At 71.2% G+C, this 15,445-nt stretch carries 13 protein-coding genes; 11 read left to right on the top strand and 2 right to left on the bottom strand.

From position 1 onward, the window contains the following. Positions 1-26 precede the first annotated feature (26 nt). Entirely contained in the window at positions 27-746 is a 720-nt protein-coding gene (locus tag ACFY5C_RS05745; protein WP_389442157.1) for a siderophore-interacting protein, read from the bottom strand. A 77-nt stretch (positions 747-823) separates the two neighbouring features. On the opposite strand from ACFY5C_RS05745, the gene ACFY5C_RS05740 reads away from it, so the two are divergent. Genes ACFY5C_RS05740 through ACFY5C_RS05725 form a run of 4 tightly spaced genes read left to right on the top strand, consistent with a single transcriptional unit; the run spans position 824 to position 4,824 of the window. Continuing rightward, a complete protein-coding gene (locus ACFY5C_RS05740) occupies positions 824-2,992 on the top strand; it encodes a penicillin acylase family protein (protein ID WP_389440889.1) in 2,169 nt (722 codons plus the stop codon). After that, positions 2,985-3,584: a GNAT family N-acetyltransferase gene (locus ACFY5C_RS05735; RefSeq protein WP_389440886.1), complete on the top strand. Its 600-nt coding sequence runs from the start codon at positions 2,985-2,987 to the stop codon at positions 3,582-3,584. Before ACFY5C_RS05740 ends, ACFY5C_RS05735 begins: the two co-directional genes overlap by 8 nt. Next, a complete protein-coding gene (locus ACFY5C_RS05730; RefSeq protein WP_389440884.1) occupies positions 3,581-4,054 on the top strand; it encodes a cupin domain-containing protein in 474 nt (157 codons plus the stop codon). Before ACFY5C_RS05735 ends, ACFY5C_RS05730 begins: the two co-directional genes overlap by 4 nt. After that, complete coding sequence (locus ACFY5C_RS05725) at positions 4,051-4,824, top strand: SDR family NAD(P)-dependent oxidoreductase (protein ID WP_389440882.1); 774 nt, start codon at positions 4,051-4,053, stop codon at positions 4,822-4,824. The genes ACFY5C_RS05730 and ACFY5C_RS05725 overlap by 4 nt, the downstream gene beginning before the upstream one ends. Positions 4,825-4,891: 67 nt before the next feature. Here ACFY5C_RS05725 and ACFY5C_RS05720 read toward each other — a convergent pair whose 3' ends face one another. Then, positions 4,892-5,569, bottom strand: a complete 678-nt coding sequence (locus ACFY5C_RS05720; protein ID WP_389440879.1) for a hypothetical protein — start codon at positions 5,567-5,569, stop codon at positions 4,892-4,894. Here ACFY5C_RS05720 and ACFY5C_RS05715 point away from each other — a divergent pair. From ACFY5C_RS05715 to ACFY5C_RS05685, 7 genes are all read left to right on the top strand, one after another. Beyond that, positions 5,507-7,243 carry a copper resistance CopC/CopD family protein gene (locus tag ACFY5C_RS05715; RefSeq protein WP_389440877.1) on the top strand — a complete coding sequence of 579 codons (1,737 nt, stop codon included), beginning with the start codon at positions 5,507-5,509 and terminating at the stop codon, positions 7,241-7,243. The genes ACFY5C_RS05720 and ACFY5C_RS05715 overlap by 63 nt on opposite strands. Before the next feature lie 251 nt (positions 7,244-7,494). Next, entirely contained in the window at positions 7,495-8,808 is a 1,314-nt protein-coding gene (locus ACFY5C_RS05710) for an ABC transporter substrate-binding protein (RefSeq protein ID WP_389440875.1), read from the top strand. Positions 8,809-8,813: 5 nt separating this feature from the next. Next, positions 8,814-9,791, top strand: a complete 978-nt coding sequence (locus tag ACFY5C_RS05705; RefSeq protein WP_389440872.1) for a carbohydrate ABC transporter permease — start codon at positions 8,814-8,816, stop codon at positions 9,789-9,791. Further along, entirely contained in the window at positions 9,788-10,678 is an 891-nt protein-coding gene (locus ACFY5C_RS05700) for a carbohydrate ABC transporter permease (RefSeq protein WP_383608046.1), read from the top strand. Before ACFY5C_RS05705 ends, ACFY5C_RS05700 begins: the two co-directional genes overlap by 4 nt. Positions 10,679-10,704: 26 nt before the next feature. Continuing rightward, positions 10,705-12,021 (top strand): glycoside hydrolase family 36 protein, encoded by a 1,317-nt coding sequence (locus ACFY5C_RS05695; protein WP_389440869.1) that lies wholly within the window; start codon positions 10,705-10,707, stop codon positions 12,019-12,021. Then, a complete protein-coding gene (locus tag ACFY5C_RS05690) occupies positions 12,018-14,018 on the top strand; it encodes a beta-galactosidase (protein WP_389440867.1) in 2,001 nt (666 codons plus the stop codon). The genes ACFY5C_RS05695 and ACFY5C_RS05690 overlap by 4 nt, the downstream gene beginning before the upstream one ends. 62 nt (positions 14,019-14,080) lie before the next feature. Further along, positions 14,081-15,412, top strand: a complete 1,332-nt coding sequence (locus ACFY5C_RS05685; RefSeq protein WP_389440864.1) for a TerD family protein — start codon at positions 14,081-14,083, stop codon at positions 15,410-15,412. Positions 15,413-15,445 lie beyond the last annotated feature (33 nt).

The following is a 15,445-nucleotide window of genomic DNA, read 5'->3' as shown; positions in this document are numbered from 1 at the left end:
CGCAAGGGGTCCGCGTCCCTGCCCGGTCAGGGGCGCCAGTACCCCAGCGCGTTCACCCGCTGCTTCGGCAGGCCCAGCTCCTTACGGACGTAGGAGGTCAGGGCGCGGGTCGTCGCCGTGTCACAGGCGATCCAGACGTACGGCTCCGCAGTGTCCTTGAGAAGGTCGGGCAGGGCCTCCTTCACCTGGGTGACCAGGTGGGCCCCGGCGTCGCGCCTGGGCAGGGTCCGTACGTCATGGCGGGACTCCGCCGTCCGGAAGGGCAGGCCGTCCCGCTCGCCCTCGAACCACACCGTCGCGGGTGCCGGGTCCAGGGTGGTGAGGAGGGAGTTGAGGGCGGGGAGGGAGGCCGTGTCCGCGATGGCGAAGACGTGGGAGGGAGCCGGGTCGGGGTGGGCGAATTCCGTGCCGTGGACGGTCGCCTCGATCGTGTCCCCGGGCTTCGCCGCCCGCGCCCAGTCGCTGGCGCACCCCTCGTGCAGGGCGAACTCCAGGCTGAAGGTGCCGGCCTCCGGGTCGGCGTCGACCAGGGTGTACGCCCGCTGGTGGGGCTTGCCCGCGTTGTCGAACCACAGGCGGACCCACATCGTGGGGTGGACGCCGGTCACCGCGAGCATGCCGCCGTCGGTGAGGTGGACGCGGCGGTACCGCGGCGTGACGTCCTCGGCGCCCGTCACCGTGAACACGAAGTCCTTGGCGCGCAGCAGCTTCAGGACCGCGCCCTCCCAGCCGTGCCCCTGCCCCATGGTGTCCTCACCCTTCGCGTACGATTCCTGCACCAATAACTTAGGGAAGCCTAACCTAAAGCAAGGGAGGGGCACAGGTGACCGGCGAGATCTTCCGTGATGCCTGGGGCATACCGCATCTCCGCGCCGACGGAGCGAGAGAACTCGCCCGGGTACAGGGCCGCGTCACCGCCCTCGACCGGGCCTGGCAGCTGGAGGTGGAGCGGCACCGGTCCCAGGGCACGTCCGCGTCCTTCCTCGGCGCCGAGGCCCTGCCCTGGGACCGGTTCGTCAGACGGGCCCGCCTCGACGACACGGCGAGACGTTGTTTCGACGAGCTGGAGAGACGGGACCCGGAGACGTCGGGGTGGGTGCGGGCGTACGTCGACGGGGTCAACGAGAGTCTGGCCGAAGGCGCCCGCCGCAGCCCGGAGTTCGCGCAGGCCGGGCTCGCCCCGGGCCGCTGGGAACCCTGGACCCCGCTCGGCATCTGGCTCGGCATCCACATCCTCTTCGCGGGCTTCCCGGCCAAGCTCTGGCGTGAGCAGGTCGTACGGCATCTCGGCGCCGACGCGGTCGGGCTTTTCGCCACCGACGGGCCCGCCACCTCCGGCAGCAACGGCTGGCTGGTGAGCGGCGAACGGACCGTCACCGGACACGCGATCATCGCCGGTGACCCGCACCGCTTCATCGAGGAGCCCGGGGTCTACCAGCAGATCCACCTCTCCTGCCCGGAGTTCGACGTCATCGGCCTCGCCGTCCCCGGCGTCCCCGGCATCGCCCACTTCGGCCACACCGGCACGGTCGCCTGGGCCATCACGAACGCCATGGCCGACTACCAGGACCTGTACCGGGAGCGGCTGCGGCGCACCGGCGCGGGCGTGGAGGCGCTGGATCCGGACGGGGTCTGGCGGCGGGCCGTCCGGCACACCGAGGTCGTGGAGGTCGCGGGGGAGGAGCCGGTCGAGATCGAGGTGATCGAGACGCACCGGGGGCCGGTGATCATCGGGGGGCCGGAAGGGTTGCCCGAGGGGGTGCAGGAAGGGCTGTCGGAGGGGGTGCAGGAAGGGCTGTCCGAGGGGCTGCAGGAAGGTTTCCCCACTGGGCATGCCCTGGCCGACGACCCTCTCGCCGTCACCCTCCGCTACCCGCCCCGCGTCACCGCCGACCTCGGCTTCAGCGCCCTTCTCCCCCTCCTGCGGGCCCGCAGCGTCGACGACGTCGACCGGGCCGTCGACCTGTGGGCCGAGCCCGTCAACGTCGTCCAGGCCGCCGACACCGAGGGTGGCCTGCTGCACCGCGTCGCCGGGAAGGTGCCGGTGCGCTCCGAGGCCAACCGCATCCGGCTCGTGCCGGCCTGGCAGTCCGGCCACGACTGGCGTGGCTGGCACGAGACGCCCCGCGGCGGTCTCACCGACGGCGTCGCGGCCATGGCCAACCAGCGCGGCCTCGCCGCACCCCTGGGCGTCGAGTTCGCCCCGCCCCATCGCGCCGACCGCATCACGGCGCTGCTCGGCGAGAAGGACCGCTGGTCGGCGGCGGACATGCCGGCGATCCACATGGACACGCAACTCGCCTCCGCGGAGCCCTTGCTGGAGATGCTGCGCACCGTCGGCACCCTCACCCCCGAGGCCGCCCGCATCCGCCAGACCCTCCTCGCCTGGGACCGCCGCATGGACGCGGACAGCGCGGCCGCGGCCGGGTATGCGGCGGTGCGCGCTGCGGTCGTGCGGCGACTCGCCGCGCACCCGGCCTTCGCCGCACTGTCCGCCCCGCCCGCCTACTCGCAGGTCCTGCTCCCCTGGCTGGCCCTGCTCCCGCGCGTCGGCTTCGCCGTGGAACACCTGCTGCGCGCCGAGGAGTTGTACGGCATCGACCGCGCCGAGATCGTCCGCGAGGCGGTCGAGGAGGTGGCCGCCGCGAGGGCCGGGCAGCCCACCGGCACCTGGGGCGACACCCACCGCCTCGCCCCCTGGCGGGCTCTCGCGACCGACCCGTACGACGGACCCGGCCTGTCCGGCGACCACGACTGCGTGCTGTGCACCTCCGCCGTGCCCGGCCTCACCGACCTGAGCGCGCGCGGTCCCGCCGCCCGCTACGTCTGGGACCTGGCCGACCGCGAGGCGAGCCGCTGGGTGGTCCCGCTCGGCGCGTCCGGCGTCCCCGGTTCACGCCACCACCGTGACCAGCTGCCCCTGTGGGTCGGGGGAGATCTGGTACCGGTCGTCACCGATTTCACCGAGCTCGAGAAGGAATCCGATGTCTGAGCCGTCCGCAGCAGTCCACGAGCAGGCCGTCGACGGCTTCGGCACCGTCCGGATCCGCCCCCTCGCCCCGCACGCCGACGCCGAAGTCGTCCACGGCTGGGTCAGCCAGGAACGAGCCTCCTTCTGGGGCATGAACGGCCTGACCAGGGACCAGGTGGCCGGGATCTACGCCCACATGGCCACCCTCGACACCCACCACGCCTTCCTCGTGGCTCTGGACGGGGACCCGGTGGCGGTGCTCCAGACGTACGAGCCGGAGGCGGACCGGGTCAGCGAGTGCTACGAGGTCCTTCCGGGCGACATCGGCATCCACCTGTTGCTGGCGCCCGCCGGTCCGGAGGGCGCGCGGCCCGGCTGGACCTCGGCGCTGCTGGCCGTCGTCGCGTCGTACGTCTTCGGCACCCTGGACCGCCGACGGGTGGTCGTCGACCCGGATGTGCGCAATGAAAAGGCCGTCGCCCGCTTCCTCAAACAGGGCTTCGCGGCCGGCCCGGCGGTCGTGCTGCCGGAGGTCGACCTCCCGGAGGTGTACATCCCGGAGAAGAAGGCCCAACTCGCCTTCCTGACCCGGGAGGTAGCCTTCCGGGCGTGACCCCCGAAGACCTCGTCGCGCACTACTCACTGGAGCCGATCCCGCGCGAGGGCGGGCTGTTCCGGCAGACCTGGGCGGGGCCCGAGCTGCCCGACGGCCGGCCGCAGGGGACCGCGATAGTCGTCCTGCTCACCGCGGACGACTTCTCGGCCCTGCACCGCCTGCCGTCCGACGAGGTCTGGCACTTCTATCTGGGCGACCCGCTGGAGCTGCTCCTCCTCGCCCCGGACGGCACCTCCCGCACCGCCCTGCTCGGCCCCGACATCCTGCGCGGCCAGCACATCCAGCTCACCGTCCCGGCCGGGACCTGGATGGGCGCGCGGGTGGCGGCGGGCGGTTCCTGGTCCTTCTTCGGCTGCACGATGGCGCCCGGTTTCACCTACGAGGGCTATGAGCACGGCGACCTGGCGGAGCTGACGGCGCGCTATCCCTCCGAGGCCGCACGGATCGCGGCACTGTGCCGACCATGACTGGACGCGGACTCCTCGAAGGACAGGTCGCCCTCGTCACGGGAGCGGGTGGCGGTATCGGGCGCGGGATCGCCTTGCGGTTCGCGCAGGAGGGGGCGGCGGTCGTCCTGCATTGCCGTACGGCGGTCAAGGCGGCGGGGGAAGTGGCGTCCCGTATCCGGGAGTCGGGTGGGCGGGCGCTCGTGGTGCGGGGGGATCTGGCCGAGGAGGACGTCTGCCGGCGCGTGGTGCGGGACGCCGCCGACTGGGGTGACGGGCGACTGACCGCGCTGGTCAACAACGCGGGCGTACAACCGACGCGGGAGCTGGCGGGCATGACCGTGGCGCAGTGGCGGGCGGTCGTGGACACCAACCTGTCGAGCGTGTTCGCGTGTACGCAGGCCGCGGCCGAGGTGATGCGCAGGCAGGAGGGCGGGGGCTCGGTGACCCACATCGCCTCCATCGAGGCGACGCATCCGGCGCCCCTGCACGCCCACTACTGCGCCGCCAAGGCGGCAGTCGTGATGCACGCCCGTTCGGCCGCCCTGGAGTACGGCCCCTTGGGCATCCGCGTCAACACGGTCTCGCCCGGGCTGATCCACCGGGAAGGGCTGGACGAGGAGTGGCCGGAGGGCGTGCGGCGGTGGGAGCGGGCGGCGCCGACGGGGCGACTGGGGCGGCCGGAGGACGTGGGGGACGGGTGTGTGTTCCTGGCGTCGGGGCTGGCGTCCTGGGTCACCGGGCATGACCTGGTGGTGGACGGCGGGGTGTCGGCTCGGCCGACGTGGTGAGGAGACGCCCGGCGGACCATCCGTTTGCAGGGCCTCGCGGTGACATCTGGTCTCGTCGGCCGCGTTCTCAGTCGGACAACTCGAAAAGCCCGTCCCAGAACGCGGAGTCGTCCACCAACGGATCCACACCGGTCAGGCGCCTCCGCAGATCCGTGGCGGCGGCCACGCGCACGGCGTCGTCGGCGGAGTCCAGGGCCACGCGCGACTCTGCGATCAGACCGAGGAGCACCGCCAGGCCGGGGAGGCTGTCGACGGCCTCTCCCGGCCACCCGGCTCCGTGGTCCCACCCGTTGGGGTCGTAGTGGGTTCCATCCCGTCCTCGTCCCGGCAAGTGCCTCGTGTCGATCCCCACGATGTCGAGGTGGACGGCCGGAAAGCCGGGCGTGAGCAGGAACTCACGCGAAGCGGCATGGGACAGCTCGGCCGGCAGACCGCCCTCGTCCGGCCGCCGGAGCGAGCCCTTGGTCGTTGCCGGAACAGTCAGTCGCGTGGCCGGTCCCGGCCGCCTCGTGCCACTCGGGCGGGCAAAACCGTTGCCCGGCGCGCTGAGCCCGAAGGCCCTCGGGTACGTACCCTCCCCTGAGGCCTCGAGTCCGACGACGGAGATGTGACACACGTGGGGTGCGATGACCGACGACGAGCGCGGCGCCGAATCCAGGGGCGGCGAGGAGTTCAACGGCTGGTGCTGCTCGGCACCCTGCTGGTCCTGTTCCTCCTCGGCGGCACAGGCCCCGCGTCGGCTCACGCAGCCCTCCGCGCCACCGACCCCGAGGACGGAGCCGTCCTCAAGTCCGCCCCCCGTCACCTCACCCTGACCTTCACGGAGTCCGTCGGCCTGCTCGACGACTCCTTCCGCGTGCTGGACCCCGAGGGCCGCCGGCTGCGCACGGGTGAGCCGGAGCATGGCTCGGACGGCGGTGACAGCGCCCGTGTGACGCTGCCCGCGAAGCTCGCAGAGGGCACGTACACGGTCGCGTGGCGGGTGGTGTCGGCCGACAGCCACCCGGTGTCCGGGGCGTTCACGTTCTCCGTCGGGAAGCCGTCCCTGACGACGGCCGCCGTGGACACCGGGCCGGCCGAGGACCCGGCGACCAAGAGTCTCTACAACATCGCCCGTTACCTGGCCTACCTCGCCGCCGCCCTGCTCATCGGCGCCGCGGCCTTCATGGCGGTGTGCCGCCCACCGGACGCCCCGGTGCTCCTCAAGCTGCTGAGGGGCGCCTGGTGGACCCTCCTCGCCGCCACCCTCGCCCTGCTGATGCTGCGCGCCCCGTACGAGACGGGAGAGGGCCCCCTCGGAGCCCTGAGCGCCGACGCCCTGGCCCGGACCGTGGGCAGCAGGCCGGGCGCGGTCCTGCTGGCCCGGCTGGGCCTCCTGGCGGTCGCCGCCGTCTATCTCGTACGGCTGACCCGGCGCCGTAGGCCCTACGGCTGGGCAGGTGCCGCCCTCGCCGTCGGTCTCGCGGTGACCTGGGCCGCCGGCGAGCACGCCTCCGCGGGCATCCAGGTGCCGGTGGCCATGACGTCCTCGGCGCTGCACCTGCTCGCCACGGCGGTGTGGATGGGCGGGCTGGCGGCCCTGCTCGCGACGCTGTACCGCGCCCACCTGACCCCGGCCACGGTCACCCGCTTCTCCCGCCTCGCGTTCGCCTCCGTGACCGTCCTGGTCGTCACCGGCGTCTACCAGTCCTGGCGCGGCCTCGGCTCCTGGGACGCGCTCACCGGCACGACGTACGGCAGGCTGCTGGTCCTCAAGCTCGTCGCGGTGGCTCTGCTTCTCGCCGCCGCGGCGGTGTCCCGGCGCTGGACGGCGCGGCTGGCGACGGCCGACGCGAAGGCGGTCGTGGAGGACAGGGAGCGGGAACGGGTTCCGGAGCCGGTCGGCGGGCCGCCCGCACTGCCCGAGGCGCCGCAGGCCGACGTACCGCCGCCGGTCGATCCGCAGCGTCGCGCGCTGCGCCGTTCGGTTCTCGCCGAGGTCGCCGTCGGTGCCGCGGTGCTGGCGGTCACCACGATCCTCACCAGCACTCTGCCCGGCCGGGCGCAGGCCGAGGCGGCGGCACAGTCGCCCGCGGTGATCGGCGCCTCCGTCACCGTGGTCCCCTTCGACGTGGGCACCTCCGGCGGCCACGGCAAGGTGCAGATCACCCTCGACCCGGGCCGGGTCGGCGACAACTCGATCGAGGCCCTCGTCTACGGCCCCGACGGCGGCGTGTCCATCGTCCCCGAGCTGCGTGTCTCCTTCACCCTCCCGGCCAAGGACGTCGGCCCCCTGGACGCCGAACTCACCGACAAGGGCGGCTACTGGGCCAACAGCTTCCTCAACCTGCCCCTCGCCGGGAAGTGGGAGATGAAGGTGACCGTGCGGACGTCGGAGGTCGACCAGGTGAGCGAGACCAGGACCGTGACCGTCCGCTAGTCCCTGCGGGTGCCCCTGCCCGACGGGCGGAGGCTGTGCGCCTTTTCGGGCCCCTGAAGTCAACAAAATGTTGAACCTCGATCCGAGATGTCGGTCACGTTTCCGAAACGTCGATCGACATCCCTTGACGCATGACCGGACATACGGCTGTTATTGCGCCACCGTGTTCGGTCAAGTTGATTTCTGATCGATTACGACGGACTTCGACGCGTCCAACCCTCATGATCGAACCCTGCCCTCAGGAGCCGTAGATGCAGCACCTCTCCCCCTCCGGTCTCTCCCTGCCATCGACGAGTCGTCGCACCCTGCTGCGCGGGATAGGCGGCGCCGCCGTGCTCGGCGCGGGCGTCCCGCTGCTCAGCGCCTGCGGCGGCAGCGGCACGGCGAGCGACCCGAAGACCGTCACCCTCGGCTCCAAGGCGTCCGACGCGGTGCCGAAGAAGGCGTTCGCGGACATCTACGCGGCCTACAAGAAGAAGTCCGGCATCACGGTCGACGTGAACACCAAGGACTCCAACACCTTCCAGGAGCAGATCAACTCCTACCTCCAGGGCACGCCGGACGACGTGTTCACCTGGTTCGCCGGCTACCGGATGCAGTTCTTCGCGGCCAAGGGCCTGGCCACCCCGATCGACGACGTGTGGCAGACCATCGGGGGCAACTTCCCCGACGCGATGAAGAAGCTCAGCAAGGGCGAGGACGGCAAGTACTACTTCGTGCCGCTGTACACGTACCCGTGGGCGATCTTCTACCGGAAGAGCGTCTTCAAGGAGAACGGCTACGAAGTCCCCGCCACCTGGGACGACTTCGTCGCGCTGTGCAAGCAGATGCAGAAGGACAAGCTGGTCCCGATCGCCTTCGGCGACAAGGACGCCTGGCCCGCGCTCGGCACCTTCGACCAGATCAACTTCCGCCAGAACGGCTACGACTTCCACGTCGATCTGATGGCGGGCAAGGCCTCCTGGACGGACGCCAAGGTGCGCAAGGTCTTCGACCTGTGGACCGAGATCCTCCCGTACCACCAGGAGGGCGCCGTCGGCCGCACCTGGCAGGACGCGGCCCAGACGCTCGCCTCGAAGAAGGCCGGCATGTATCTGCTCGGCACCTTCGTGGCCCAGCAGTTCACCGACAAGGCCGCCCTGGACGACCTGGACTTCTTCGCGTTCCCGGAGATGGACCCGCAGTTCGGGCAGGACACCGTCGAGGCGCCGACCGACGGCTTCATGATGAGCAAGAGCCCGAAGAACAAGGCCGAGGCCGTCAAGCTGCTGGAGTTCCTGGGCACGCCGGAGGCCGAGACCGTCTATCTCAAGTCCGACCCGAGCTCGGTCCACGCCTCCACCAAGGCCGACACCTCGTCGTACACCGCGCTGCAGAAGAAGGCGTACGACATGATCGCCGGCGCCAAGTCCCTGACCCAGTTCATGGACCGCGACAGCCGCCCCGACTTCACGTCGACCGTGATGCAGCCCGCGCTGCAGAAGTTCATCCGCGACCCCAAGGGCGTGGACAGCCTGCTGTCCTCGATCGAGCGCCAGAAGAAGACGATCTTCGCGTCCGGCTGATCGACATGACCACAGAAACCACCAAGGAGATCCCGGAGGCGGCCGCCGTGCCGCCTCCGGGCGCTGCCCCCGCCAAGAAGGTGCCCCACGGGCACCGTCGTCTGCTGACCCGCCGTGACCGGCTCACCCTCGGGCTGATGGCGGGCCTGCCGACCGTCCTGCACATCGCTCTCGTCTGGGTGACGGCGCTGGCCTCGATCGCGCTGGCCTTCACCACCTGGGACGGGATCGGCTTCGGCTCCATCCAGTGGGTCGGGCTGCAGAATTTCAAGGAACTCTTCGAGCAGAACCCGCAGTTCTGGCCCGCCGTCCAGCACAACGTCATCTGGTTCGTCGTCCTGATCGCGATCCCGACCCCGCTCGGCCTGTTCCTCGCCGTGCAGCTGGACAAGAAGATCCGGTTCAGCAGGGTGTACCAGACCGCGTTCTTCCTGCCCGTCGTGCTGTCGATGGCCGTCATCGGCTTCGTCTGGCAGCTCGTCTACAACCCCGACACCGGCCTGATCAACAGCCTCATCGGGGCCAACGAGCCCGGTAAGTACATCGACTGGATCGGCGACCCGGACCTGAACCTGTGGGCGATCCTCGTCGCCGCGTCCTGGCGCCACACCGGCTACATGATGATCCTGTACCTGGCCGGCCTGAAGGGCGTCGACCCCTCGCTGCGGGAGGCGTCCGCGCTCGACGGCGCGAACGAGTGGCAGACGTTCAAGAGCGTCATCTTCCCGACGCTGCGCCCCACCAACACCGTCGTCCTGGTCGTCACCATCATCGAGGCCCTGCGCGCCTTCGACCTGGTCTTCGTCTTCAACAAGGGCGCCGAGGGCACCGAGCTGCTCTCGATCCTGGTCACCAACAACATCATCGGCGAGTCCAGCCGCATCGGGTACGGCTCCGCGATCGCGGTCGTCCTGCTGCTGATCTCGCTCGTCGTGATCATCCCCTACCTGGTGGCCACCTTCCGGAAGGAGCGGCGCGCATGAGCACCGGCACCCTCGCGCTCGGCAAGAAGCGCGCCCCCGTCCGCCCCGCCAGGATCCTGCTGCACGTCTTCCTCGCCGGCGCGGCGCTGGCCTGGCTCGCGCCGCTGCTCTGGGCGATCTACGCGGCGCTGCGGCCGTACTCGGAGACGAGTGAGAAGGGATACGTGTCCTGGCCGGACACGCTGAGCTTCGACAACTTCACGAATGCCTTCACGCAGTCGGACATGAGCCACTACTTCGTCAACACCATGATCATCGCCGTGCCGGCGGTGCTGGTGACGTTGTTCCTGTCCTCGATGGTCGCCTTCTACGTGAGTCGCTTCGACTTCCGCATCAACCTGGCGCTGCTGCTGGTCTTCACGGCGGGCAACCTGCTGCCGCAGCAGGTCATCATCACCCCGCTGTACCGGCTGTACCTGCTGGTCGACCTGCCCGGCATCACGATGAGCGGCAAGCTCTACGACTCCGCGCTCGGCCTGGTGCTGATTCATGTCGCGTTCCAGTCGGGCTTCTGCGCCTTCGTGCTCAGCAACTACATGCGCTCGCTGCCGCACGAGCTGACCGAGGCCGCGCTCGTGGACGGCGCCTCGGTGTGGCGGCAGTACTGGCAGATCGTGCTGCCGCTGTGCCGCCCGGCGATGGCGGCCCTGGCGACGCTGTTGTCCATCTGGATCTACAACGACTTCTTCTGGGCCCTCGTCCTGATCTCGACCGGCGAGAACATGCCGATCACCTCGGCGCTGAACAACCTCACCGGCGCCTACTTCACGGACCCGAACCTGGTCGCCGCCGGCGCCCTGCTCACCGCGATCCCCACGCTGATCGTGTACTTCGTGCTCCAGCGGCAGTTCGTCAGCGGTCTGACGCTGGGCGCCAACAAGGGCTGACGGCCCCTTTCTTGAAAGAGACACCTGTGCACCACCCCTTCACCCCCGTCGCCTCCGTGCCCGTGGACACGGCCCACGCCCGTGTCCACGAGGAGGGCTGGCAGTCCTGGAGCCCCAGTGGCTCCTACGCCCTGGGCGAGGAGCCGTACCGTCCGACCAACGACAACTGGGCGACGGTCTGTTACCGGCCCGGCGTGACCGTTCCCGAGGGAGCCTTCCAGGGCGAGGGGCTGCTGGCCCTGGACCCCGGCGACGGCTCACCCGTGCGTCTGTGGGCGGCCGTCGAGCCGACGCGCGCGGTGCCGTCGATCCGTCTGACCGTCGACGGCGACACGGCGCAGGTCAGCGCCGACGGCCCGGTGAAGGAGTGGACGGGCACGGACATCCGGGCCGTGCTGGCGGACTGGGCCGCCGGTCTCGGGGGCGAGGCTCCCCGCCCGGCGCCCACCGTCTGGTGCTCCTGGTACGAGTACTTCACCGCCGTCACCGAGGACGACATCCACGAGAACCTCCGCGCGATGGACACCCTCGACCTGCCCGTCGACGTCGTCCAGATCGACGACGGCTACCAGAAGGCCCTCGGCGACTGGCTCACCCTCTCCGGCCGCTTCCGCTCCCGTGCGGGCATCGCCGACGCCATCCGCGCCCGCGGCCGCCGCGCCGGCATCTGGACGGCCCCCTTCCTGGTCGACCCGGCGAGCGACCTGGCCGCCGAGCACCCCGAGTGGCTGGTGCGCACCGCCGACGGCGGTTTCACGCACGCCGGCCGCAACTGGGGCCACGACCTGCGCGTCCTGGACACCACGCACCCCGAGGCGGCGGCGTATCTGACGGAGGTCTTCCGGACCCTGCGCGGCGAGGGCTACGACTACTTCAAGGTCGACTTCCTCTACGCGGGAGCCCTGGACGGCGTACGGCACGACCCGGACGTCGACGCGCTGACGGCATACCGCTCCGGGATCGAGCTGATCCGCGAGGCCATCGGCGCGGACGCCTACCTTCTGGGCTGCGGAGCACCCCTGCTGGCGTCCATCGGCCTGTTCGACGCGATGCGGGTCAGCCCCGACACGGCCCCGCACCGCCGCCCCGAGGCCGACGACTACAGCCAACCCGGCCAGGACCCTGCCGAGTTCACCGGCGCCGGCCGCCAGTGGCAGCACGGCCGCCTCTGGATCAACGACCCCGACTGCCTGATGGCCCGCCCGGCCGTGGAGACCAGGGAGCAGTGGGCGGCGCATGTCGAGGCGACGGGCGGCCTGATGGCCTCCAGCGACCGCCTGCTCTCGCTCGACGAGTGGGGCGTGGCGACGACCCGCCGCCTCCTCGGGGGAGGTGCCCGGTGAAGCGCGAACTGTCCGTCCCCGGCATCGCCTACGGCGGCGACTACAACCCCGAGCAGTGGCCCGAGGAGATCTGGGCCGAGGACATGCGCCTGATGCGCGAGGCCGGGGTCACCATGGTCAGCGTCGGCATCTTCTCCTGGGCGCTGCTGGAGCCGAAGGAGGGCGAGTACGACTTCTCCCCCCTGGACCGCGTCCTCGACCTGCTGCACGCCCACGGCATCGCGGCCGACCTCGCGACCCCCACGGCGGCGCCCCCGGCGTGGTTCTTCCGCGCCCACCCCGAGGCGCTGCCCGTCGACAAGGACGGCAGGGGGCTGTCGTACGGCAGCCGCCAGACGTTCTGCCCCTCGAGCCCCGACTACCGGGACGCCGCCCTGCGCATCACGCGGGCGCTGGCCGCCCGGTACGCGGACCACCCGGCGCTGGCGATGTGGCACGTCCACAACGAGTACGGCTGCCACAACGCCGAGTGCTACTGCGACGAGAGTGCGGCCGCCTTCCGGCGCTGGCTGCGCAGACGGTACTCGGACGACCTGGCCGCCCTGAACGACGCCTGGGGCACCCGCTTCTGGAGCCAGTGGTACTACGACTGGGACGAGATCCTCCCGCCCCGCCCCACCGGCGCCGTCCCGAACCCCACCCACCAGCTGGACTGGCGCCGCTTCTGCAGCGACGAGCTGCTCTCGCTGTACGAGGCGGAGCGCGAGGTGCTGCTGGCGGCGGCCCCCGCCATCCCCGCCACCACCAACTTCATGGTGATGTACAACTTCGACGCCCTCGACTACTGGCGCTGGGCTCCGAAGCTGGACGTCGTCTCCAACGACCACTACCTCCAGTCGGCCGATCCCGAGTCCGAGATCGACATCGCGCTCAGCGGTGACCTGGTCCGCTCCCTCGCGGGCGGCCCCTGGCTGCTGATGGAGCACTCGACGGGCGCGGTGAACTGGCAGCCGGTGAACAGGGCCAAGGGCCCTGGGGAGTTGAGGCGCAACGCGCTCGCCCATGTGGCACGCGGCGCCGACGGCATCGCGTACTTCCAGTGGCGCGCGGCGAGGGCGGGTGCCGAACAGTGGCACTCGGCGATGCTTCCGCACGCCGGCACGGACAGCCAGATCTGGCGGGACGTGGTCCGGCTCGGCGCGGATCTGCGGGCGTTGGCGGAGGTCAGGGGCAGTACCGTCGCGGCCGAGGTGGCCATCGTCTGGGACTGGAACTCCCGTTGGGCGATGGAACTCCCCTCCCAGCCGAGCGCCGAGCTCCGCTTCCAGGACCTCATCCGTGCCTGGTACGAGCCGCTGTGGCGGGCGGGTGTCGCGGTGGACTTCGTACGCCCCGACGCGGATCTGTCGGCCTACCGGATGGTGCTGGCACCCTCCCTGTATCTGGTGGACGACGCGGGCGCGAGGAACCTGACGGCCTTCGCGTCGGGCGGCGGCACCCTGGCGGTCGGCTTCCACAGCGGCGCGGTCGACGAGAACTGCCATGTCCGGCTGGGCGGTTACCCGGGCGCGTTCCGCGAGGCGCTCGGGGTACGCACCGACGAGCTGTTCCCGCTGCTGCCGGGGGAGCCGGTCGGGCTGAGCGGGGGCGGTACGGGGACCCTGTGGTCGGAGCGGCTACGGCTGTCCGGCGCCGAGTCGGTCGCGTCGTACACGACCGGTCCGCTGAGCGGCGTACCGGCGGTGACTCGCAACAGCACCGGTTCCGGGACGAGCTGGTACGTGGCCACCCTGCCCGACCCGGCGACCCTGGCCGCGCTCCTTGACCGTATCCGCCGGGAGGCGGGAGTGGAGCCGGTGCGCAGCACGCCGCAGGGCGTCGAGGCGGTCCTGCGGCGGGGCGCGGACGCCGACTACCTGTTCCTCATCAACCACACCGACCGTCCCGTCCACGTGTCGGTCGCGTCGGACGCCACGGAACTCCTGACGGGCAAGCCGGTGCCGGGTTCGGTCAGTGTTCCGGCGGGGGAGACGGCGGTGGTGCGCGAGCCGCGCTGAGCATCCCGCCATGTGGCATGGTGGCGGGAAATCACCGGGGGATCTTCGAGGGGTGGGGCGGCATGCCGGAGCTGACCAAGGGCGGGAACACAGCGGTGGGCTCCGGGGCCGTCGTCGCCGAGCTGCACGCCGTGGGCGGTGCGGTCGACCTCAGTGCCCTGCTGGTGGCGGCGGACGGCAAGGTCAGGTCCGACGACGACCTGGTCTTCTACAACCAGCCGTCCGCCGAGTCCGGTGCCGTCCGGCACCTCGCCGCCGATGCCGAGGCCCCGGAGCGCATCGAGATGAACCCGGCCGCGCTCCCGGCGGACGTGGACCGGGTGGTCCTGGTCGGCAGCTGCGATCCCGACGACGCGAACCGCACCTTCCGCGAGGTCAAGGACGTGCTCGTCCGCGCCTGCCAAGTCGGCGCCGACCCGGTCCGCTTCCGCCCGCCCGCCCTCACCGACGGCGAACGCGCCGTACTCCTGATGGAGCTCTACCGCAGGGGCGAGGCCTGGAAGCTGCGCGCCATCGGTCAGGGGTACGCCGACGGGCTGGCCGGGCTCGCCACCGACTTCGGCATAGACGTGGCGGAGGCGGAGGAGTCCGAAACGGCCGAGGAACCCGAGGAGCAGGCGGCCGCTCAGGAGCCGGTGCGGGCCGAGCCGCCCGTCGGCGGCGCGCAGCCGGCCCCGACCGCACCGCCGATGAGCCTGCGCAAGCCCCCGCTCGGCACGATCAGCCTCGACAAGGGCGGCCAGGTCGCGATGAGCCTGGACAAGGCGGACCGCGGGCTGGTGGTCACCGCGACCCTGGAGTGGGACGGCGGCAGCGAGCAGCGCCGCAAACGGGGCGCCGACCTCGACCTCTACGCCCTGTTCGTGCCGGCGTCGAAGGCGATACGCGGCGACCAGGCACCCGGCACCCTCATCACGTCCAAGAAGGGGTCGCGCCCCGCGCCCGCCTCGGACACGGCGCACAAGGGCAAGGGCGCGGACGTCGTCTACTACAAGCGCCTCGGCTCGCGGAAGAACCCTCCCTTCATCCACCTCGACGGCGACGCCCGCGTCCCCGGCCGCGAGACACTGCGTATCGTCCGCCCCGATCAGCAGGGCTACGTCCTGCTCTGCGCGTACTCCGCGGTCAGCAACGGCTTCGGCTCCTTCCGCAGCTTCGGTGCGAAGGTCGTGGTCACCGACGGGCGCGGCTCGACCGTCACGGTCCCGCTCTTCGAGAACACGAAGACCCGGTACTGGGTGGCCATCGCCCTCGTCGACTTCACCGCGCCCGACGGGGCGGAGATCCACCACGTCGAGGCCTACAGCGGCCGTATGACCGAGCGCCGCCCGGTCCTGCACGCGGACGGCACCGTGGAGATGAACGCCGGGCCGGTGGAGTTCAAGCGGCGCTAGGCCGACGCCGGGCCGACACCCGGGCCTCACGAG

The organism is Streptomyces sp. NPDC012935 (assembly GCF_042900345.1).
GTDB lineage: Bacteria > Actinomycetota > Actinomycetes > Streptomycetales > Streptomycetaceae > Streptomyces.
The sequence above is the reverse complement of the archived record's forward strand: the minus strand, read 5'-3'. Positions and strand labels throughout refer to the sequence as shown.

What these genes read in the sequence shown, in the direction of transcription:
- ACFY5C_RS05685 (WP_389440864.1), top strand. Translation starts at nt 14,081, where the DNA reads ATGCCGGAGCTGACCAAGGGCGGGAACACAGCGGTGGGCTCCGGGGCC.
- ACFY5C_RS05745 (WP_389442157.1), bottom strand. Translation starts at nt 746, where the DNA reads ATGGGGCAGGGGCACGGCTGGGAGGGCGCGGTCCTGAAGCTGCTGCGC.
- ACFY5C_RS05705 (WP_389440872.1), top strand. Translation starts at nt 8,814, where the DNA reads ATGACCACAGAAACCACCAAGGAGATCCCGGAGGCGGCCGCCGTGCCG.
- ACFY5C_RS05700 (WP_383608046.1), top strand. Translation starts at nt 9,788, where the DNA reads ATGAGCACCGGCACCCTCGCGCTCGGCAAGAAGCGCGCCCCCGTCCGC.
- ACFY5C_RS05710 (WP_389440875.1), top strand. Translation starts at nt 7,495, where the DNA reads ATGCAGCACCTCTCCCCCTCCGGTCTCTCCCTGCCATCGACGAGTCGT.
- ACFY5C_RS05725 (WP_389440882.1), top strand. Translation starts at nt 4,051, where the DNA reads ATGACTGGACGCGGACTCCTCGAAGGACAGGTCGCCCTCGTCACGGGA.
- ACFY5C_RS05735 (WP_389440886.1), top strand. Translation starts at nt 2,985, where the DNA reads ATGTCTGAGCCGTCCGCAGCAGTCCACGAGCAGGCCGTCGACGGCTTC.